Source organism: Ottowia sp., assembly GCF_035444425.1.
Lineage (GTDB): Bacteria > Pseudomonadota > Gammaproteobacteria > Burkholderiales > Burkholderiaceae_C > Ottowia.
This window is the reverse complement of the sequence record NZ_DAOMOQ010000030.1, coordinates 16,607-35,678: the sequence shown is the minus strand read 5'-3', so window position 1 is coordinate 35,678 and position 19,072 is coordinate 16,607. Positions and strand designations below refer to the sequence as shown.

18 protein-coding genes are annotated in these 19,072 nt (G+C 69.1%); 5 read left to right on the top strand and 13 right to left on the bottom strand.

Annotated elements, in window-relative coordinates:
• Positions 1–164: HIT family protein (locus tag PK606_RS11955; RefSeq protein ID WP_324564235.1), on the top strand; the 164-nt coding region annotated here is incomplete at its 5' end.
• Positions 165–339: 175 nt separating this feature from the next.
• Here the strand turns inward: PK606_RS11955 and PK606_RS11950 are convergent.
• The 8 genes from PK606_RS11950 to PK606_RS11915 form a co-directional block, all read right to left on the bottom strand.
• A complete protein-coding gene (locus tag PK606_RS11950; RefSeq protein WP_324564232.1) occupies positions 340–1,386 on the bottom strand; it encodes an adenosine deaminase in 1,047 nt (348 codons plus the stop codon).
• The gene (locus PK606_RS11945; protein WP_324564230.1) at positions 1,383–2,381 is read right to left on the bottom strand and encodes an aromatic ring-hydroxylating dioxygenase subunit alpha; all 999 of its coding nucleotides are present in this window, start codon (positions 2,379–2,381) and stop codon (positions 1,383–1,385) included. Before PK606_RS11945 ends, PK606_RS11950 begins: the two co-directional genes overlap by 4 nt.
• Before the next feature lie 87 nt (positions 2,382–2,468).
• Positions 2,469–3,629 carry a BMP family ABC transporter substrate-binding protein gene (locus PK606_RS11940; protein ID WP_324564228.1) on the bottom strand — a complete coding sequence of 387 codons (1,161 nt, stop codon included), beginning with the start codon at positions 3,627–3,629 and terminating at the stop codon, positions 2,469–2,471.
• Positions 3,630–3,716: 87 nt separating this feature from the next.
• Positions 3,717–4,637 carry an ABC transporter permease gene (locus PK606_RS11935; protein WP_324564226.1) on the bottom strand — a complete coding sequence of 307 codons (921 nt, stop codon included), beginning with the start codon at positions 4,635–4,637 and terminating at the stop codon, positions 3,717–3,719.
• On the bottom strand, positions 4,637–5,698 hold the full coding sequence (locus tag PK606_RS11930) for an ABC transporter permease (RefSeq protein WP_324564224.1): 1,062 nt from the start codon (positions 5,696–5,698) through the stop codon (positions 4,637–4,639). The genes PK606_RS11935 and PK606_RS11930 overlap by 1 nt, the downstream gene beginning before the upstream one ends.
• Positions 5,685–7,229 (bottom strand): ABC transporter ATP-binding protein, encoded by a 1,545-nt coding sequence (locus tag PK606_RS11925; RefSeq protein WP_324564222.1) that lies wholly within the window; start codon positions 7,227–7,229, stop codon positions 5,685–5,687. The genes PK606_RS11930 and PK606_RS11925 overlap by 14 nt, the downstream gene beginning before the upstream one ends.
• Before the next feature lie 137 nt (positions 7,230–7,366).
• Positions 7,367–7,852 (bottom strand): nucleoside deaminase, encoded by a 486-nt coding sequence (locus tag PK606_RS11920; protein WP_324564220.1) that lies wholly within the window; start codon positions 7,850–7,852, stop codon positions 7,367–7,369.
• 88 nt (positions 7,853–7,940) lie between these two features.
• Complete coding sequence (locus PK606_RS11915; RefSeq protein WP_324564218.1) at positions 7,941–8,669, bottom strand: HAD family hydrolase; 729 nt, start codon at positions 8,667–8,669, stop codon at positions 7,941–7,943.
• 122 nt (positions 8,670–8,791) lie between these two features.
• Here PK606_RS11915 and hemH point away from each other — a divergent pair, with 122 nt between their 5' ends.
• Entirely contained in the window at positions 8,792–9,886 is a 1,095-nt protein-coding gene (gene hemH, locus PK606_RS11910) for a ferrochelatase (protein WP_324564215.1), read from the top strand.
• Positions 9,887–9,923: 37 nt separating this feature from the next.
• Here hemH and PK606_RS11905 read toward each other — a convergent pair whose 3' ends face one another.
• Both PK606_RS11905 and PK606_RS11900 read right to left on the bottom strand, forming a co-directional pair.
• Positions 9,924–11,072, bottom strand: coding sequence for a baeRF3 domain-containing protein (locus tag PK606_RS11905; RefSeq protein ID WP_324564212.1), 1,149 nt, complete (start codon positions 11,070–11,072; stop codon positions 9,924–9,926).
• A gap of 160 nt (positions 11,073–11,232) precedes the next feature.
• Positions 11,233–12,444, bottom strand: a complete 1,212-nt coding sequence (locus PK606_RS11900) for an RtcB family protein (protein ID WP_324564210.1) — start codon at positions 12,442–12,444, stop codon at positions 11,233–11,235.
• A 281-nt stretch (positions 12,445–12,725) separates the two neighbouring features.
• On the opposite strand from PK606_RS11900, the gene PK606_RS11895 reads away from it, so the two are divergent.
• The 3 genes from PK606_RS11895 to PK606_RS11885 are packed head-to-tail and all read left to right on the top strand — an operon-like array spanning position 12,726 to position 15,592.
• Positions 12,726–13,295: a TRAP transporter small permease gene (locus PK606_RS11895; RefSeq protein WP_324564208.1), complete on the top strand. Its 570-nt coding sequence runs from the start codon at positions 12,726–12,728 to the stop codon at positions 13,293–13,295.
• Entirely contained in the window at positions 13,292–14,569 is a 1,278-nt protein-coding gene (locus PK606_RS11890) for a TRAP transporter large permease (RefSeq protein WP_324564205.1), read from the top strand. Before PK606_RS11895 ends, PK606_RS11890 begins: the two co-directional genes overlap by 4 nt.
• Before the next feature lie 36 nt (positions 14,570–14,605).
• On the top strand, positions 14,606–15,592 hold the full coding sequence (locus tag PK606_RS11885) for a TRAP transporter substrate-binding protein (protein WP_324564203.1): 987 nt from the start codon (positions 14,606–14,608) through the stop codon (positions 15,590–15,592).
• A 77-nt stretch (positions 15,593–15,669) separates the two neighbouring features.
• Here the strand turns inward: PK606_RS11885 and PK606_RS11880 are convergent, their stop codons facing one another.
• The 3 genes from PK606_RS11880 to PK606_RS11870 form a co-directional block, all read right to left on the bottom strand.
• A complete protein-coding gene (locus PK606_RS11880; protein ID WP_324564200.1) occupies positions 15,670–16,800 on the bottom strand; it encodes a homogentisate 1,2-dioxygenase in 1,131 nt (376 codons plus the stop codon).
• 141 nt (positions 16,801–16,941) lie between these two features.
• Positions 16,942–17,838, bottom strand: a complete 897-nt coding sequence (locus tag PK606_RS11875) for an alpha/beta fold hydrolase (RefSeq protein ID WP_324564198.1) — start codon at positions 17,836–17,838, stop codon at positions 16,942–16,944.
• Positions 17,839–17,861: 23 nt separating this feature from the next.
• Positions 17,862–18,941 carry a branched-chain amino acid ABC transporter permease gene (locus PK606_RS11870; RefSeq protein WP_324564196.1) on the bottom strand — a complete coding sequence of 360 codons (1,080 nt, stop codon included), beginning with the start codon at positions 18,939–18,941 and terminating at the stop codon, positions 17,862–17,864.
• Positions 18,942–19,072 lie beyond the last annotated feature (131 nt).

Sequence of the window (19,072 nt, the reverse complement as noted above, 5' to 3'; positions counted from 1 at the left end):
TGCTGCAGGCCAACGGCGCGGTGGCCGGGCAGACCGTCGGCCATGCCCACATGCATGTGGTGCCACGCCACGCGGGCGACGGCATCGAGTTCAGCTGGCCGCGCAAGGAGCCGGGGCCGGCGCTGCTGGAGGACTACGCCCAGCGGCTGCGCGCGGCGCTGTAGCGCGGGCTGGCTCTAGTACGTCGTCCCGGAGATTTCGAAACGTGAAAGCGCGCCTTCGACCCGATGGCGGCGTTGCCAATGCTCGCGATATCGCCCGGTATCGCTGCGCTTGGCGCCTTGCCCTCGGCTCGAATCCATCACTTTCACCTTGTTCCGAAATCTCCGGGGCGGCGTACTAGCTGCGGAAGCGCTCGAAGCACTCCGCGAGTTGCTGCTGCCAGCGCTGTTTCACGGCCGTGTCGGCAAAGCTGGCTTCGAAGCTGTTGGCTGCCAGCTGCCAGGCGTGTTCGGCATGCATGCCGGTGGCGGCGAACACGGTGCGGAAGTTGTCGTTCACGTAGCCGCCGAAGTAGGCCGGGTCATCGGAGTTGACGGTGGCGCACAGGCCGGCATCGAGCAGGGCCTTGAGCTTGTGATCCTTCAGATCGGGGAACACCTGCAGCTTCTGGTTCGATAGCGGACACACGGTGAGCGGCACGCGTTCGCGCGCCAGCCGCTGCATCAGCGCCGGGTCGTGTATCGCCTGCACGCCGTGGTCGACGCGCTCGACCTTCAGCACGTCGACCGCCTGCCGGATGTAGTCCGGTGGCCCTTCCTCGCCGGCATGCGCGACGATGCGAAAGCCCAGCTCGCGGCAGCGCGCGAACACGCGGGCGAACTTCTCCGGCGGGTGGCCGAGCTCGCTCGAGTCGAGGCCGATGCCGATGAAGTGCTCGCGCAGCGGCAGCGCCGCTTCCAGCGTCTCGAACGCGTCCTGCTCGCTCAGGTGGCGCAGGAAGCACAGGATCAGCGCGGCGCTCAGGCCGTGCCGGGTCTGCGCGTCGGCGCAGGCGCGCGACAGGCCGTGGATCACCGTCTCGACCGCCACGCCGCGCGCGCTGTGTGTCTGCGGATCGAAGAAGATTTCCGCGCGCACCACGTTGTCCAAGGCGGCACGGTCAAGATAGGCCGTCGCCATGTCGTGGAAGTCCTGCTCGTGCAGTAGCACCCCGGCACCCTGGTAGTAGAGGTCGAGAAAGCTCTGCAGGTCGGTGAAGTCGTAGGCGCGGCGCAGTTCGTCGACGCTGGCGTAGGGCAGGGCGACACCGTTGCGCGCCGCCAGCGCGAAGATCATCTCGGGCTCCAGCGAGCCCTCGATGTGCATGTGCAGCTCGGCCTTCGGCATGGCGGCCAGCAGCTCGGGCAGGCGCTCGGGCGCGATCGGCGGGATGGCGGGACTCATGCGATGACTCCGTAGGTAATGCCGCTTTGCTTCAGGTAGCGGCGGTAGGCGGCCGACAGGCGGTCGGCGGCGCAGTGCAGCTCGGCCGTGGGCATCAGCGGCAGGCGCTTCGGGCGCTGCGATTCCAGGATCGGCTGGTCCTGGCCGAAGATGGTGTCCTGGAACTCGATCAGGTGCGCGTCGGGCGAGGTGAAGTCGTTTAGCGCCATGCGCGTCCAGACCACGCTGCTCTCCTCGCCAACCGGGCAGATGAACATGGCGATGGCTTCGCGGTGGCCGTCGACCGCGCTGAGGCCGGCCTCGGGCTGCTTGGTCAGCACCGCCGTGTAGGGCGCGGTGACTTCGTAGCCGTACTCGACCTGGGCCTCGCCGGTGGCATGGATCGACGAGCGCGGCTGCCATGCACGGCAGCCGGTGGCCCGCACGCCCCAGGGCGTCGGCTCGACCTCGTAGGGCGGGATCTCGGGCCGCTCGCGGCTGCCGAGCAAGCCTTCGTGCACGTAGCCGAAATGCGCCATGTCGAGGAAGTTCTCGATGATGCGCGGCGCGCTGGCGGCGACCCGGTAGGGGCCGCTGGTGGTCTTGCGCAACTGGGCATCGTCCTCGGCGGCGAAGCGCGGCAGGTCGTGGATTGGTTGTGCCGCGCCAGTGGGCGGCGCCAGCCGCACCCACAGCATGCCGTAGGCCTCGCGAACCTCGAACGCATGGGCGTGGTGGCGCGGACCGGGCGTGAACTCCGGCACCGCCGGGATGCGGGTGCACTGGCCGCCACCCTCGAAGCGCCAGCCGTGGTAGGGGCATTCCAGCTCGCCGTCCGTCACGCGACCGAGCGACAGGCGCGCGCCACGGTGCGGGCACTGGTCGCGCCAGGCCCGTGCCTGACCGCCCTCGTCGCGCCACAGCACCAGGGCCTCGCCCAACAGTTCGGCGGCGTGCGGCTGCGCGCCGACTTCATGGCCGAGGGCCACCGGGTGCCAAAGGGATTTCTCGAGCATCTCGTGTCACACAAACGAAAGGGGACGCCCGCGGGCGTCCCCTGATCCATGTGGGCGCGGGCCGCTATGCGTTCGGGTCGGCGGTGTTCAGCTCTTGCCCGGCACCTTGCCTTCGACACCCTTGACGAAGAAGTCGATGCCGCCAAGGAACTTGTCGTCGGCCACCGCGTCGGCGGCCAGCACTTCCTTGCCGGTGTTGTCGCTGATCGGCCCTTTCCAGATGTGGTAGCTGCCGGCCTTCAGGCCCGAGCGCACCTCGTCCAGGCGCTTCTTCGCTTCCTCCGGCACGTCGTCGGCCAGCGACACCAAGTCGATCGCGCCTTCCTTCACGCCCCACCAGGTCTGGCCGGTGGCCCATTTGCCGTCCAGCGCCTCGCCGACGGCCTTGATGTAGTAGGGCGCCCAGTTGATGATGGCCGAGCCCAGGTGCGCCTTGGGGCCGTAGGCGGTCATGTCGGAATCCCAGCCGAAGCCGCGCTTGCCCATCTTCTCGGCGGTCTGCAGCACGGCCGAGGAGTCGGTGTTCTGGAACAGGATGTCGGCGCCGCCGTTGATCAGCGCGGTGGCGGCCTCGGTTTCCTTGGGCGGGTTGAACCACTCGTTCACCCACACCACCTTGGTGGTGATCTTCGGGTTGGTGCTGAGCGCGCCGAGCGTGAAGCTGTTGATGTTCCGCACCACCTCGGGAATCGGAATCGAGGCCACCACGCCCAGGGTGTTGCTCTTGGTCATGGTGCCGGCCACGATGCCGGCCAGGTAGGCGCCCTCGTAGGTGCGGCTGTCGTAGGTGCGCATGTTCTCGGCCGTCTTGTAGCCGGTGGCGTGCTCGAACTTCACGTCCTTGTGGTCGGCCGCCACTTTCAGCATCGGCTCCATGTAGCCGAAGGTGGTGCCGAAGATCAGCTTGTTGCCCTGCGTCGCCATGTCGCGGATGACGCGCTCGGCGTCGGCCGACTCGGGCACGCTCTCGACGAAGCTGGTCTGCACGCGGTCGCCGAACTCCTTCTCGACCGCCTTGCGCGCGTTGTCGTGTGCGAAGGTCCAGCCGCCGTCGCCGACCGGGCCGACGTAGGCAAACGCAATCTTCAGCGGCTCGGCCTTGGGTGCCGGCGCCGCCGCGGCGGGCTCGGGCGCCGCGGGTGCGGGAGCCGGCGCGGGTTCTTCCTTCTTGCCGCAGGCGACCAGGGTGATGGCGGCGGCGGCCATGGCCGTCAGGCGCAGCAGGGAGCGTTTGTTCAGATCGGTCATGGGAGCCTTCCTATCGTGGTCGTGGTTCTTGAAAAAGGGCATTCTAGAGGGCGGTCCATTTCGGCGCGGTCGGCGGGTGTTGACTGGTCAGCTGCCAGGATGGAACGGCTTGCCCAGCGAAGCCGGCATGTTGACGCGGATCCAGGTCGGGTTGCGCGAGATCAGCGCCAGCACCACCACCGTGGCCAGGTAGGGCAGCATGGTCAGGAACTGGCTCGGGATCTGCATGCCCTGGCCCTGCAGGTGGAACTGCAGCATGGTCACGCCGCCGAACAGGTAGGCGCCCAGCAGGATGCGCATCGGCCGCCAGGTGGCGAACGTGGTCAGGGCCAGCGCGATCCAGCCCTTGCCGGCCACCATGCCCTCGACCCACAGCGGCGTGTAGATGACCGAGATGTAGGCGCCCGCCAGGCCGCACAGCGCGCCGCCGACGGCGACCGCCAGCAGGCGGATGCGCCGCACCGGGTAGCCGAGTGCGTGCGCCGACTCCGGCGACTCGCCGACCGAGCGCAGCACCAGCCCGGCGCGCGTGCGGAACAGGAACCAGACCAGGCCGGCGGCGATCAGCATGGCGCCGTACACCAGCGGATGGTGCTGCAGCAGCGCCGGCCCGACGAGCGGGATGTCGCCGAGGCCGAACCAGGAGAACTGCGGCCGCTCGGGCAGCTTGGACTGCACGTAGCCGATGCCGACGAAGGCCGAGAAGCCGACGCCGAAGATGGACAGCGCCAGGCCGGTGGCGTACTGGTTGGTGTTGAGCCAGATCACCAGCCAGCCGAAGCTGGCCGCCATCAGCGCCCCGGCCGCCATGCCGGCGGCAAAGCCGGCCCAGTCGTTGCCGGTGTGCACCACGGTGGCGAAGCCGGCGATGGCGGCGCACAGCATGATGCCTTCGGCGCCCAGGTTGACGATGCCGGCCTTCTCGTTGATCAAGAGGCCCAGCGCCGCCAGCGCCAGCACGGTGCCGGCGTTCAGCGTCGAAGCCAGCAGCAGCGCGTACTGCTCCATCAGCGCGACCTCCCGAAGCGCAGCCGGTAGTTGACCAGCGTGTCGCAGGCCAGCAGCGCGAACAGCAGCAGGCCCTGGAACACGCCCGAGAGCGACTTCGGCAGGCCCAGGCGCGACTGCGCCAGCTCGCCGCCGATGTAGAACATGGACAGCAGGATCGCCGCCAGCACCATGCCGAACGGGTGCAGCCGGCCGACGAAGGCGACGATGATGGCGGCGAAGCCGTAGCCGGCCGGGATGTAGGGCGTGAGCTGACCGATCGGCCCGGCGACTTCCAGCGCACCGGCCAGGCCGGCGCTGCCGCCCGAGACCAGCAGCGCGATCCACAGCGCCGAGCGCGACGAGAAGCCGGCGTAGCGTGCCGCCGCCGGCGCCAGGCCGCCGACCTGCTGGGCGAAGCCGCCCTTGGTGCGGAACAGGTAGACCCACAGCAGCGCGGCGCTGGCCAGCGCCAGCAGTGTGCCCAGGTTGACGCGCGAGCCGGCCATCAGCTTCGGCACCAGGGTCACGGCGTCGAAGTTGCGCGTCTGCGGGAAGTTGTAGCCGGCCGGGTCCTTCCAGGGGCCGTAGACCAGGTAGCCCAGCAGCTGGATCGCCACGTACACCAGCATCAGGCTGACCAGGATCTCGCCGGCGTTGAACCGGTCGCGCAGCAGCGCCACGATGGCGGCCCACAGCATGCCGCCCAGCGTGCCGGCCAGCAGCACCGCGACCATGATCCAGCGGCCGGTGTCCTTGTCGGCCAGCAGCGCCACGCCGCCGGCGGCAATGGCGCCGATGACGAACTGGCCCTCGGCACCGATGTTCCAGATGTTGGAGCGAAAGCACACCGCCAGCCCGAGCGCGATCAGCAGCAGTGGGGTCGCCTTGACGCCCAGCTCGCCCAGCGCGTAGGCGGACTTGATCGGCTCCCAGAAGAACACCTGCAGCCCGCGCACCGGATCCTTGCCCAGCACCGCGAACATGATGACGCCGATCACCACCGTGATTAGCAGCGCCAGCAGCGGCGAGCCCCAGGTCCAGGCGCGCGAGGGCGCGGGGCGCGATTCAAGCCGCAGCATGCGCGGCATCCATCTGCTGCAGGTGCTGCTGCACGCCTTCGTGCCACAGCCCGCTCATCCATTCGCCGATCTGCTCCACGCTGGCGTCGCGGCGCGCCACCGAGGGCGAGAGCTGGCCCTTGGCGATCACGTGCAGGCGGTCGCAGATCTCGAACAGCTCGTCCAGCTCCTCGCTCACCACCAGCACCGCGCAGCCGGCGTCGCGCAGCGCCAGGATCTCGGCGCGGATCTGTGCCGCCGCACCGACGTCGACGCCCCAGGTCGGCTGCGAGACGATCAGCAGCTTCGGCCGGGCATCGATCTCGCGCCCCATGATGAACTTCTGCAGGTTGCCGCCCGACAGCGAGCGTGCCGGCGCGCCCGTCCCGTTGGCCTTGACGCGAAAGCGCTCGATGATGTCGATGGCCTGGGCGCGCAGCCGCGCCATCCTCAGCCAGCCCAGCGTGCCGACGGCCTCGCGGCGCGTCAGCAGCAGGTTGTGCGCCAGGCTCATCTCGGGCACGGCGCCGCGGCCCAGGCGCTCCTCAGGCACGAAGTGCAAGCCCAGTGCGCGCCGCCGGGCGGGCGAGCGCCGGCCGGCGGGCTGCTCGGCAATCACGATCGCCGCCGCTGGCGCGCGCCGGTCCTCGCCCGACAGCGCCAGCAGCAATTCGCGCTGGCCGTTGCCCGACACGCCGGCAATGCCCACCACCTCGCCGGCGCGCACCTGCAGCGACACGTCGATGAGGTCGACGCCGAAGGGCGAATCGCGCACCAGATCGAGCTGCTGCACCGCCAGCACCACCGCGCCCGGCGTGCGCTCGTGGTACTGCAGCGCCGGCGGCTCGGCGCCGATCATCAGGCGGCTCAAGCTTGCATTGCTTTCCTGGCGCGGGTCGCAGACGCCGGTCACGCGCCCGCCGCGCATCACCGTGCAGGCACTGCACAGCGCGCGGATCTCGTGCAGCTTGTGGCTGATGTAGAGGATCGAGCAGCCCTCGGCCGCCAGCTGGCGCAGCGTGACGAACAGCTTGTCGACTGCCTGCGGCGTCAGCACCGAGGTCGGCTCGTCCAGGATCAGCAGCTTCGGATCGGCCAGCAGCGCGCGGATGATCTCGACGCGCTGCATCTCGCCCACGCTGAGCGAGTGCACCGGCCGCGCCGGGTCGATGTCGAGGCCGTAGGCGGCGGCGGTCTGCTCGATGCGCCGCGTGACCTCGGGCAGGCCGATTGACTTGTCCAGGCCCAGCCACACGTTCTCGGCCACCGAGAGCGTCTCGAACAGGCTGAAGTGCTGGAACACCATGGCGATGCCCAGCGCGCGTGCCTCCTGCGGGCTGCGGATGAGGACCGGCCGGCCGTCGAAGTGCACCTCGCCGGCGTCGGGCTTGACGGCGCCGTAGATGATCTTCATCAAGGTGCTCTTGCCGGCGCCGTTCTCGCCGAGCACGGCGTGGATCTCGCCCGGCTGTACCGTGAGCGATACGCCGTCATTGGCGACCACGCCGGGGTAGCGCTTGGTGATGCCGGAAAGCTGCAATCGGGCGGACATGGCTCTTGTTATTGGGTCATCCTGGCCTGCTCGCCGCGGATAGGGTCTGCTCAGGGCGCCCGGGCAAGGTTGTCGGAATCATCGGGGCGGCTGGCGAAACAACGCCGGCCAATGTAGCACCAGCGACCCCGCCCGGGTTATCCGGGTTTGCCAGCAGCAGCCACCTCGCGCAGCACCGCCATGGCGGACTCGGCCAGCACGCCGCCGGTCACGGCCACCGGCGGCTGGGCCGCACCCAGCAGGTCGGCGCAGCGCGCCGGCAGCTGCGCGCCGCCCTCCGACAGCGCAGCCATCTCGGGCTGCGAGGCGGCGTAGACCACCCGTCCGACGCCGGCCCAGAACATGGCGCCGGCGCACATGGCGCAGGGCTCGCCGCTGGCGTACACGGTGGCGCCCTTGACGGCGTCCGCGCCAAGCTGCTCGCGGGCGCGGCGCACCAACACCACCTCGGCGTGCGCGCTGACGTCGCCGCTGCTGCACTCGCGGTTGCGCTCAGTCAGCAGCACCTCGCCAGCCGGCGACACCAGGGTGGCGCCATAGGGCATGTCGCCGGCGGCGGCGGCTTCGCGCGAGGCCTCGATGGCCAGCTGCATCGGGTGCAGATCGGATTCTTGTGTGTTCATGATGGGCCCCTTGTTGTCACGGCCGAGCCTAACCCACCCTGGTGTCACCTGGGCGACTGCGCCGGATGTCGGCATGGAGCCTGGTGCTTCAGGGCTGGTGCGTGTCGGCGTCCAGGTGCTGGCACAACACGTCGAGGCTGCTCACGGTGAGTTGCGGCCGCTCGTCGATGTGATCGGGCCAGGGCGCTTCGGCGCGGTTGACCCAGGCCATCTGCATGCCGACCGCCAGCGCGCCGGCGCCGTCGAGCTGCGCGTCGTCACCGATGTGCAGCACCTGGTGGGCCGGCACGCCGGCCGCCTCGGCGCCGGCCTCGAACATGCGTGCGTGCGGCTTGCCAACGCCGGCGCGCACCGGATTGATGGCGTCGTGGAAGAAGCGGCCGATGCCGACCTGGTGAACGTCGGCGTTGCCGTTGGTCAGCGCTACCACCGGAAAGCGCGCGCTGAGCCAGGCCAGCGCCGGCAGCGCGTCGTCGTACAGCACGACGCGCTGGCGCTCGGCGTAGAACACCTCGAAGGCCGGCTCGGCCAGTGCCGTGTCGTCGCCGGCCAGGCGCAGCAGCTCGCGGATCGCTTCGCGCCGCTGGGCGCCCAGGTCGTGCGCGATGGCGGGCCGGGCTGCCAGTGCAGCCTGGCGCGCCGACCTGGCCGTCTGCGCGTCGCGGGCCAGCGCCCCGGTGCGCGGTGCGTGCGCGTCCAGCCAGGCACGCAGGGCGGCCTCGGCGCCCTCGATGGTCGGCCATACCGGCCACAGGGTGTCGTCGAGGTCGAGCGTGATGGCGCGGATACGGCTGGGGTCGAGACGGGCTTGGGTCATGGGCAGGATCGAGCGGGCAGGGCGCTGCCGTTGTCGCATCGGGCTGGCAGCGCGCCAGGCGCCGGCGCCGGGTTTGCCTGCCGGGCCGGCGGTGCGCGGCACGGCATGTTCGAGAATAGCGCATGCGTTTCAGATCCGAACCCGCCCACCAGCATGGCCAGCCTGCGCGCACCGGCGTGCTGCTGTGCAACCTGGGCACCCCCGACGCGCCGACGGCGGCCGCCACGCGCCGCTACCTCGCCGAGTTCCTGAGCGACCCGCGCGTGGTGGAAATTCCGCGCGCGGCCTGGAAGCCGATCCTGCACGGCGTCATCCTGCGCACGCGGCCGGCGCAGTCGGCCGCGAAGTATCAGGCCATCTGGATGCCCGAGGGCTCGCCGCTGCTGGTGTGGAGCCAGAGGCAGGCGCAGCTGCTGCGCGGCTACCTGGGCGAGCGCGGCCACGACATCAGCGTGCGCCTGGCAATGCGCTACGGCCAGCCGTCGATCGCTGCGCAGCTCGATGCGCTGAAAGGCGACGGCTGCACGCGTGTGCTGGTGGTGCCGCTGTACCCGCAGTACTCGGGCACCACCACCGCCAGCGTCGTCGACGCCGTCGGCGCCTGGGCGCGCCGCGCGCGCCATGTGCCCGAGCTGCGCTTCATCAACCGCTTCCACGACGACCCCGGCTACATCCGCGCGCTGGCGCGCAGCGTCAACCAGCACTGGCAGCGCCATGGCCGCGGCGGCCAGCTGGTGATCAGCTTTCACGGCGTGCCCGAGCGCACGCGCACGCTGGGCGACCCCTACCACTGCGAATGCCTGAAGACCGCGCGCCTGCTGGCCGAGCGGCTGGCGCTGAAGGACGGCGAGTGGACGCTCAGCTTCCAGTCGCGCTTCGGCCGCGCCAAGTGGCTGGAGCCGTCGACGCAGGCGGTGCTGGAGCGGCTGGGCCGCGCCGGCACGCCGCGGGTTGACGTGATCTGCCCAGGCTTCGTCGCCGACTGCCTGGAGACGCTGGAGGAGATCGCCATCGAGGGCAAGCACCTGTTCCAGTCAGCCGGCGGACAGGAGTTCCACTACATCCCGTGCCTGAACGACAACCCGGTCTGGATGGTGGCGCTGGCCGAGCTGGTGCAGGAGCACCTGCAGGGCTGGCCGACCCAGCGCCGGGCCAGCAGCGATGCCGACCTGGCACGCACGCGCGAACTGGCGCTGGCGCGCGGTGCCACCCAGTGACGAACCGGGCCTCCGGCCGCCGGATGGCAGGCCGGACTCAGTAGCGGTAGATCGCGGCCAGCCCGGTGTCGGTCGGCATGCGCGCCGACGGCACCATCACCACCTGGCCGCCGCCGGCCAGCACCTGCTGCGCGATGTCGTCCAGCAGGTCGTCCACGTCCGGGCGGCGCAGGGCGTCGGGCTCGATGGCGCCGCTGGCCAGGTCGAGCCGGCCGGGCACGCGGCGCTCGGCATCGACCAGCAGGGTGGCCACGCGCCCGGCCACCGCGCTGCGCGCCACCTTGGCGACGTCGCTGTCGCCCAGCTCGTGCGCGTAGCCGGCCTGGTAGCTTTCCACCAGGCCCTGCAGGCGCGCCAGGTAGGTCGGCTCGATGGCGCGCCAGGCCTGCTCGCGCAGCGCCTCGGGCGCCAGCGTGTCGGGATGGACCCCGATCGAGGCCTCGAGCACGAAGGGGTTGCGACTGAAGGCGCGAAAGCGGCCCAGGTTTTCCGGCAGGCCGGCCAGCAGCAGCGGGCGCCCGGAAGGGCGCGAATACTGCTCCAGCACCGCCTGGTCGACGGCGCGGAAGAAGCGCTCCATGGCGGTGTCGACGATGTCGCTGTCCGAACCCGCGCCATGCAGCACGCCGGCCTGGCCGGCGCGTGCGGCCCAGGCGCCGACGTAGCGCTGGTTCTCCCGCTCGCCCAGCACGTCCTGGCTGGTGCGCGGAAAGCCCGCCGGCAGCTCAAGCTCGTCGAGCTGGTCGCGGTTGCCCTCGAACAGGCGGATGCGCTCGCGGTCGACGCCCAGCACGTGGTAGCGGTCGGCCGACTGAAGGATGCGGATCAGCGGCTTGACGTGGAAGCTGCCGGCCGCCACCGCCAGCTCGGGCACCGGCCGCTGCAGGTGGTAGACGCGGAACAGCTCGGCCGAGCCCAGCACCGCCAGGCCGTCGCGCATGGTCCCGCGCCAGAAGCCGGCGTCGTCGGCTAGGGCGCGGAAGGGCTTGATCAGGGGGCCGACGTCGCGCTTGGCGTAATCGCGCTGCAGCGAAGCCTCCAGTTCGTCCACCAGGTTGCGAAAGCGCAGCGCATCCTGCTGGCGCCCCGCCATGGCGCGGTGGGTGGGTTGGTAGAGCGACAGGCAGGGGGCACCCTGGTGGGCCTGCAGCTCGGCGCTGAAGTCTTGCAACAGCCGGTCCATCATGAACTCCTTGTTGAACAGTGAATACGAGCCGGCCCTGGGAGCTTGGTCGAAGCCGTGGGGCCGGCGGCCTGGCAAGGCGGCTGCGCGATGACATGCCACCCGAAACGATGTGCGCGGATCGCGCGCTGAAGCCACTTAGCTCGGGCCGCTTGCGCCGTTCTCAATCCTTGAACGGATCGACCACGTCCGGACCCGCCATGACCACGATCAGCGGCCGCAGCGTGTGCTGCACCACGATGGTGCCGCGCTGGTCCTGCAGCACCTCGTGCAGGCGCCGGTACACGTGCGGGCTCTCGTCGACGTCGCCGCCGCGCACGATGACGCCGCGCGCGCGGATCCAATCGTCCATCATCTTGCGCGTGATGGCGCCGCGCCCGTGCGCGCGCCGGCCGCGCCGCGCGCCCCGCGCCGCGGTGCGGCTCATCACGCGTCCGGCGCCGTGCACGGTGCTGAACAGCGCCTGCTGCTGCAGTTCGCGGATCGTGGCCGCCTGATCGTCCAGAACGCCGTCGTAGCCGGCCACGATCACGGCGTCGTCGCCCATCGAGCCGCCGATGAAGCCGCGCTGGCCGGGGAAGGCCGGCGTCGCGCCCTTGCGCACCACCACCAGCTGCTGGCCGAAGTGCTGCTCCTTCCAAGCGTAGTTGTGGTGGTTGTGCACCAGGTCGAGCTCGCGCCCGCCGAGGATTGCCGTCACCTTGCGCGCCACGTATTCGCGCCCGGCGTAGGCGTAGCGGCCGGCCAGCTCCATCGCGCTCCAGTAGCGCTGGCCGAGCGCCGAATCGAGCGCGAGCAGCACTTCCTTCTCGGGCACGCGCTGGCCCCAGGGCGCGCCCTGGCCCAGCGCCATGAAGCCCGAGGCGATGGCGTGACCGAGCTGGCGGCTGCCGAAGTGCACGCCGACCCAGATATGATCGTCCGCGGTGTCGGCGAAGACGTCGACGTAATGGTTGCCGCTGCCCACCGTGCCCAGTTGGGCGCGCGCAACGTCGCGCAGTTCCTCGCGCGCGTGATCGGGCAGCGCCTCCCAGGCCGGCCCATCGAACAGCGGGTGGTCGACGGGGGCGTCGGCCTCCTTGTTGGTACGGCCGAGGCCGAAGCTGATGGTCTCGGTGATCTCGTTGGCGGCATCGAGCAGCTGCCGCTGCGTGAAGTCGGCCGCCTTCAGGTCGGTGCGGATGGCGCAGTTGCCGCAGGCGATGTCGAAGCCGACGCCGACCACCGAGACCTGGTCGCGGTAGGCGGCGACGCCGCCGATCGGCATCACGAAGCCGACATGGCCGTCGGCCATCAGCGCCACGCGCTCGGCGCGCGTCGCCACGTCCCGAAGCTGGGCCAGGGTCTGTTCGTCGTGGGTACCAAAGATGAGCACGCGGCCTCCTGTCGACGTCGATGCTCGCGGCGGTTGCCGCCGGGGTGCCGCCGGTCGGCGGCGGCCTGCGCTGCCGGCTCGTGGGCGGCAACGATGCACGGCCGGCCAGTCGGCGCGTGTGCGAACCAGTCTAACCGAGCGCCATGCGCCGACAGGCCCGGATGGCGCGGCGCGCTGCCCGGGTTAGAACCCATTGGGCAAGTGTTGAAAACGATTTTTAATCAATACTTGCTGATAAAGGAGAACAAGCATGAGGCGGACACGGTTTGCAGGATGTGGAAATGGGTAAGCGGCTGGCGCGCTGGACCAAGCGTGGCTTCGAGGCGCTGATCGTCATCTGCCTGGCCATCATGGGCATCCTGGTGTTCGGCAACGTGGTGCTGCGCTACGCCTTCAACTCCGGCATCGCGGTGTCGGAAGAGCTGTCGCGGCTGCTGTTCGTGTGGCTGATTTTCATGGGCGCGGTGCTGGCCTCGGCCGAGCGCATCCACATCGGCTTCGACACCCTGCAGCGCGCCGCCGGGCCGCGCCTGCGCAAGGCGCTGGTGGTGTTCTCCGGCCTGCTGATCCTGATCGGCTGCGGCATCTTCATCGTCGGCGGCTGGCAGCAGACCGTGATCAACCTGCGCAACGGCTACCCGGTGCTGGGCATCTCCTACGCCTGGCTGTACGGCGTCGGCCTGGTGTTCGGCATCGCGCTGATCTTTCCGGTCAGCCACAACATCCTGCGCACGCTGCGCGGCGATGACGAGGAGCTGACCAAGGACCTGGCCGACCGGATCAAGGACCTCGCCGAACGCATCGACGAGGATGAGGCCGCCAAGGGACCGGCAGGTCGCGCGAATTCATGACCGCGGCGGTCTTCCTGGGCTCGCTGCTGGGCCTGATCGGGCTCGGCATGCCGATCGCCTTCGCGCTGATGTTCGCCGGCGTGGCGCTGATGCTGCTCACGGGTCAGTTCGACGCCCAGATCGTGGTGCAGAACGCGATCGCCGGCGCCGACAACTTCGTGCTGATGGCAGTGCCCTTCTTCATCCTGGCCGGCGAACTGATGAACGCCGGCGGGCTGTCGCGCCGCATCGTCGACATGGCCAGCGCCTTCGTCGGCCACTTGCGCGGCGGCCTCGGCTACGTGGCGATCTTCGCCGGCATCCTGCTGGCCAGCCTGTCGGGCTCGGCGGTGGCCGATACCGCCGCGCTGGCCGCCATCCTGGTGCCGATGATGCGGCAGGCCGGCTACGACCCGGCACGCGCCTGCGGCCTGATGGCGGCCGGCGGCATCATCGCGCCGGTGATCCCACCCTCGATCGGCTTCCTGATCTTCGGCGTGGTCGCCAACGTCTCGATCACGCGCCTGTTCCTGGCCGGCATCGTGCCCGGCCTGATGATGGGCCTGGTGCTGGTGGTGGCCTGGTGGGTGGTGGCGCGGCGCCAGCAGGTGGCGGTCACGCCGCGCGTGGGTTGGCCGCGGCGCCTGCGCCTGCTGGGGCAGGGCGGCTGGGCGCTGATGCTGCCGGTGATCATCATCGGCGGCCTGCGTTTCGGCATCTTCACCCCGACCGAGTCGGCGGTGGTGGCGGCGGCCTACGCGCTGTTCGTCGGCCTGGCGGTGTACCGCGAGCTCAGCCTGGCCAGCATCTACCACTGCCTGCTGTCGACCGCGCGCACCACCGCTGTGGTGCTGCTGCTGGCGGCGCTGGCCATGGTGGCGTCGTACATGATCACCATCACCGACATCTCGGGCCAGATCGGCGACTGGCTGCAGAGCGTTTCGGACCACCCGATCGTGCTGATGGCGGTGATGATGGTGGTGGTGTTCTTCGCCGGCATGGTGCTCGACTTCATCCCGATCGTGCTGATCTTCACGCCGGTGTTCCTGCCCCTGGTGAAGGCGGCGGACATCGATCCGGTGTACTTTGGCGTCGTGTTCATCATGAACTGCTCGATCGGCATGATCACGCCGCCGGTCGGCGTGGTGCTGAACGTCATCAGCTCGATCGGCAAGGTCAGCATCGCCGAGGCCACGCGCGGCATCATGCCTTTCCTGCTGGCGCTGGTGGCGCTGCTGGTGCTGCTGATCCTGTTTCCGGCGCTTGTCATCGTGCCGGCCGAGTGGTGGCGTTAATAGGCCTTACACCCATTTCAACCCAAGGAGACTGTCATGAAACTTCGCAACACCTTCGCGCTGGGCCTGCTGGCGGCGGCGCTGTGCGCACCGGCCTGGGCCGCCAGTGTGACCGGCAAGTTCGCCGTCACGCTGCCGGAGAAGTCGCACCAGGGCCAGGGCGTGGCCAAGTTCGTCGAACTGGTCAAGGCCAAGAGCAACGGCGACATCGACATCAAGCCCTACTACGGCGGCGCGCTCGGCGACGACGTCAAGGTGACCTCGGCGCTGCAGGGCGGCACGATCGAGTTCACGGTGCCGCAGACCACCACGCTGACCGGCATGATCAAGGCCTACGAGATCCTCGACTTTCCGTTCCTGTTCAAGAACTCGGAAGAGGCCGAGAAGGTGCTGGACGGTGCGATCGGCCAGAAGCTGATGGACACGCTGCCGGCGCACGGCTTGGTTGGCCTGGCCTACTGGGAGAACGGCTTCTTCAACGCCACCAACAGCAAGCACCCGATTGCCAAGGTGGAGGATTTCAGCGGCCTGAAATTCCGCTCGATCCAGGCCAAGATCACGCAGGAAACCATCAAGGCGCTGGGCGCCAACCCGGTGCCGCTGGCGGTGCCCGAGCTGTACACGGCGCTGGAGACGCGGACCATCGACGGCCAGGGCACGCCCAACGCCGTGATCGCGGCGCTGAAGCTGTACGAGGTGCAGAAGTTCCTGTCGATCACGCGCCACAGCTATGGCGCCTTCATTCCGCTGGTGTCCAAGCAGTTCTGGGACAAGCTGAAACCCGAGCAGCAGAAGATCCTCAAGGACGCGGCGGTCGAGGCGCGTACCCATCAGCGCCAGGTGGCGCGCACGCAGTCCGACTCGGCGCAGAAGATGATGGCGGACCGTGGTATCAAGGTGAACGAGGTGAGCGACGCCGAGCGCAAGCGCATGCGTGACGCAGTGCAGCCGGTGTGGAAGATGTTCGCCGCCAGCGTCGGGCAGGAGCTGGTCGACCAGGTCGAGGCCGAACTGAAGAAGTGATCATCGGCTGATGATCAAGAAAGGGGCGCCATCATGGCGCCCCTTCTTGCTTTCTCATGGCGACCTGAGTTCGCGCCTCACTCCTTCCACGAATCCAGGTAGTCCGGCACCTTGACGGCCTTGGTGGCGTCGTCGAGCTCCAGCGGATAGCGCGAGTCGATCATCACCGCGACCTCGTCGGTGTACTTGCGCTCGCCCTTGTTGTTGGCCGCCGCTGCCGCGAAGGCCTTGGGGTGCGGGCCGTGGTGGAAGCCCGAGGGGTGCAGCGTGAACATGCCGGGCTTGATGTTGTCGCGGCTGAAGAAGTTGCCCTGGTGGTAGAAGATCGACTCGTCGAACTCGTCGTTGTTGTGGAAGAACGGCACCTTGAGCGCGCCCGGGTCGCTCTCGATCGGCCGCGGCGCAAACGTGCAGACGATGATGGTGTTCGACAGGAAGGTGGCGTGCACCGTCGGCGGCAGGTGGTAGCGGTCGGACAGCAGTTCGCGGATGTCGCGCCAGTTCAGCTTCACCGGCACGCAGTCGCCGTGCCAGCCGGCGGTGTCGAGGTAGTTGTAGGGGAAGGTGACGGTGGTGATCTGCTGGCGCCGCTTGGCGCGCACGCGGGTTTCCTTCTCGCTGTACTGGGCCTTGTAGGCGTCGTCGATCTTGGGCGTGTCGAGCACCGCCAGGTCGAACTGCGCGTGGTGTCCGAGGATGCCGCGCTCGGGCAGCACGAACAGGTCCTCGGTGGCCTCGATGGTCAGCACCTCGTTGCGCACCTTGGTCTCCAGTCGCCAGATGGTGCCGCGCGGGATGTTGATGTAGTCGCCCTCGCGGTACGTCATGTGGCCGTAGTCGCAGTAGAAGTCGCCTTCGCCCTTGTGGAAGAACAGGATCATGTCGCCGTCGCCGTTGCGGGCCAGATCGGGCATCGACTTGTCGAACTTCCAGAAATGCACCTGGGTCTGCGCGTTGTGCATGAAGCGCTGCGCCTTCCACGGGCAGGGCTCGCTGTCGCCGAGCTTGTTGAGATCGAGCAGGGTCAACTCCAGCGGGCCTTCCCACTTGGTCCAGCCGGTCGGCTTGTGGGTGTGCAGGACGTGGCTGGCCGGGCCGAAAAAGCCGTTGCGCCCATGCTCGCGCTCGTACAGGCCGTCCGGGATGTCGCAATGCGCCTGGCGCGTGTGGATACCCTCGCGCAGCGGAAAGCTGATGTACTTTTTCATGCCTTTGTCTCCGTCTCGGTTAGAAATTGATGAAACCGATTTATATGAGACAAATGCTGATCCGGCACCCCATGGGCGCGGATAACCATGTCGCCGGTCCGCTCATCGCGGCTGCGAACAGGGGTGGTGGGGGTCGGGTACTCAGGCGGCGAGTGTGGCCGCCTGCTCGGAATGCTCGATGAAGTCGGACACCAGGGTCAGCTGCTCGGGCACGTTGAGCGCCGGCGCATGGCCGCAGCCGGGCACCTCGACCCAGCGCAGCTGGCCGCGCGCGCCAGGGCCGCGCACGCTCATCCGCTCGGCGGTCTCGTGCAGCACCAGGTCGGAATCGACCCCGCGCAGCAGCAGCACCGGCAGCTGCAGCGCATCGTAGTGGTGCCACAGCAGGTAGTCGTCGGGGTAGTGGATGAACTGCTCGACGATCGCCGGATCGTAGTGCGGCGTCACGCAGCCGTCGGGCAGGCGGCGCGTGCTGGTTTCGGCCAGGCGGCGCCACTGGGCGTCGGTCAGCAGGCCGAACGGCTTGTAGGCGGTGCGCAGAAAGCCTTCCAGCTCGGTCACGCGGGGGAAGGCGGGCGGATTGCCGGCGTAGGCCTTGATACGCTCGATCGCCGCCTCGGCCAGTTGCGGTGCGTTGTCGTTCAGCACCAGGCTCAGGATGCGCTTGTGCAGTTCGGGCTCGAAGAAACCAGCCGCGCACACCATGCCGATGGCGCCGCCCATCGAGGTGCCGACCCAGTGGCAGCGCTCGATGCCGAGCTGCCCGATCAGTTCGCGCGCCAGCCGGGTATAGAAGGCCAGGCAGTACTCGTCGCGCGGGCTGGCGGCCCACTGGCTGAGTCCGCGGCCGACGGTGTCGGGACAGATCACGCGCCAGCCGCGCGCCGACAGGTGTGCCGCCAGCTCGTCCATGTCGCGGCCGGTGCGCGCCAGCCCGTGCCAGGCGATCACGGTGCCGCGCGCGGTCGAGGCGGGCTGCCAGTCGGTGTAGTGGATCTCGCGGCCGGCGCAGCTGAGGTATTCGGAGGTGAAGTCCATGGGGAAGTCCTGGAAGACGCGGTTCACCGCGCAGCCGGCGGCTTGCCGCGGCCGGCGCGCAGGCGGCCGACGATGCCGGCCGGGAAGTAGTAGACCGAGAGCACGAACAGCAGGCCCAGCCACAGCAGCCAGCGGTCCGGCGACAGCAGTTGCGGCAGCAGCGGGATGCCGGCGCTGGCCTCGTGGCCCAGGCGCAGCAGGTCCTGCAGGTAGCTCTGCGCGATCAGGAACAGCACCGAGCCGATCGCGGCGCCGTAGATGGTGCCCATGCCGCCGATGACGACGATCAGCAGCACGTCGATCATGATCTCGAAGGACAGCGAGGTGTCGGGCCCGTTGTAGCGCAGCCAGATCGCCAGCATGCAGCCGGCCAGCGTCGCGAACAGCGCCGACAGCACCGACGACAGCGTGCGGTAGACGACCACGCGGTAGCCGATCGCCTCGGCGCGGAACTCGTTCTCGCGGATCGCCTGCAGCACGCGGCCGAACGGCGAGTTGACGATGCGCAGCATCGCCAGCACCAGCAGCACGGCCACCACGAACAGCAGGTAGTAGGTGATGATCTTGCCGTCGATCAGCACGCCGAGGAATTCGGTTTCGAACGGCTCGAAGCTGGGGCTCAGCAGCTCCGGCAGGCGGAAGGTGAGGCCGTCCTCGCCGCCGGTGAGGTCGGACAGCTGCGAAGCGAGGGTCTGGAACGCCGCCGCCACCGCCAGCGTGATCATGGCGAAGAAGATCGCCCGCACCCGCAGCGAGAACAGCCCGATCGCCAGCGACAGCAGCAGCGACAGGATCAGCGCGCCGCCCACGCCGACGGCCAGCGCGTCCCAGCCCGCGCCCATGCGCGAGCTGGCAATCGCAATGCCGTAGGCGCCGATGCCGAAGAACATGGTGTGGGCGAAGCTGACGATGCCGGTATAGCCCAGCAGCAGGTCGAACGCCGCCACCAGCACCACGAAGATCAGCACCTTGGCGGCGACGTTCAGCGCCTTGACGCCGGGAAACAGGAACGGCGCCAGCGCCAGGCCGACGAAGATCGCCAGCAGGATCAGCGTCAGCAACTGGTTGCGCGGCAGGTCGTGGGAGAGCAGGCGGCTCAGCATGGTTCGTTTCGTCGGACAGCAACAACAGCCGGACGCGAAGGGCGCGCAGATTCCGCGAAGGACGCGAAAACGGGTTCAGGCTGGTCGGATGGGAATTTCATTTCGCGTGCTTCGCGTCCAGATACCTGTTG

Bases quoted from the DNA above. Each gene is read 5' to 3' on its own strand.
- PK606_RS11950 (WP_324564232.1), bottom strand. From the start codon at position 1,386: ATGAGTCCCGCCATCCCGCCGATCGCGCCCGAGCGCCTGCCCGAGCTG.
- PK606_RS11945 (WP_324564230.1), bottom strand. From the start codon at position 2,381: ATGCTCGAGAAATCCCTTTGGCACCCGGTGGCCCTCGGCCATGAAGTC.
- PK606_RS11940 (WP_324564228.1), bottom strand. From the start codon at position 3,629: ATGACCGATCTGAACAAACGCTCCCTGCTGCGCCTGACGGCCATGGCC.
- PK606_RS11935 (WP_324564226.1), bottom strand. From the start codon at position 4,637: ATGGAGCAGTACGCGCTGCTGCTGGCTTCGACGCTGAACGCCGGCACC.
- PK606_RS11930 (WP_324564224.1), bottom strand. From the start codon at position 5,698: ATGCTGCGGCTTGAATCGCGCCCCGCGCCCTCGCGCGCCTGGACCTGG.
- PK606_RS11925 (WP_324564222.1), bottom strand. From the start codon at position 7,229: ATGTCCGCCCGATTGCAGCTTTCCGGCATCACCAAGCGCTACCCCGGC.
- PK606_RS11920 (WP_324564220.1), bottom strand. From the start codon at position 7,852: ATGAACACACAAGAATCCGATCTGCACCCGATGCAGCTGGCCATCGAG.
- PK606_RS11915 (WP_324564218.1), bottom strand. From the start codon at position 8,669: ATGACCCAAGCCCGTCTCGACCCCAGCCGTATCCGCGCCATCACGCTC.
- hemH (WP_324564215.1), top strand. From the start codon at position 8,792: ATGCGTTTCAGATCCGAACCCGCCCACCAGCATGGCCAGCCTGCGCGC.
- PK606_RS11905 (WP_324564212.1), bottom strand. From the start codon at position 11,072: ATGATGGACCGGCTGTTGCAAGACTTCAGCGCCGAGCTGCAGGCCCAC.
- PK606_RS11895 (WP_324564208.1), top strand. From the start codon at position 12,726: ATGGGTAAGCGGCTGGCGCGCTGGACCAAGCGTGGCTTCGAGGCGCTG.
- PK606_RS11890 (WP_324564205.1), top strand. From the start codon at position 13,292: ATGACCGCGGCGGTCTTCCTGGGCTCGCTGCTGGGCCTGATCGGGCTC.
- PK606_RS11885 (WP_324564203.1), top strand. From the start codon at position 14,606: ATGAAACTTCGCAACACCTTCGCGCTGGGCCTGCTGGCGGCGGCGCTG.
- PK606_RS11880 (WP_324564200.1), bottom strand. From the start codon at position 16,800: ATGAAAAAGTACATCAGCTTTCCGCTGCGCGAGGGTATCCACACGCGC.
- PK606_RS11875 (WP_324564198.1), bottom strand. From the start codon at position 17,838: ATGGACTTCACCTCCGAATACCTCAGCTGCGCCGGCCGCGAGATCCAC.
- PK606_RS11870 (WP_324564196.1), bottom strand. From the start codon at position 18,941: ATGCTGAGCCGCCTGCTCTCCCACGACCTGCCGCGCAACCAGTTGCTG.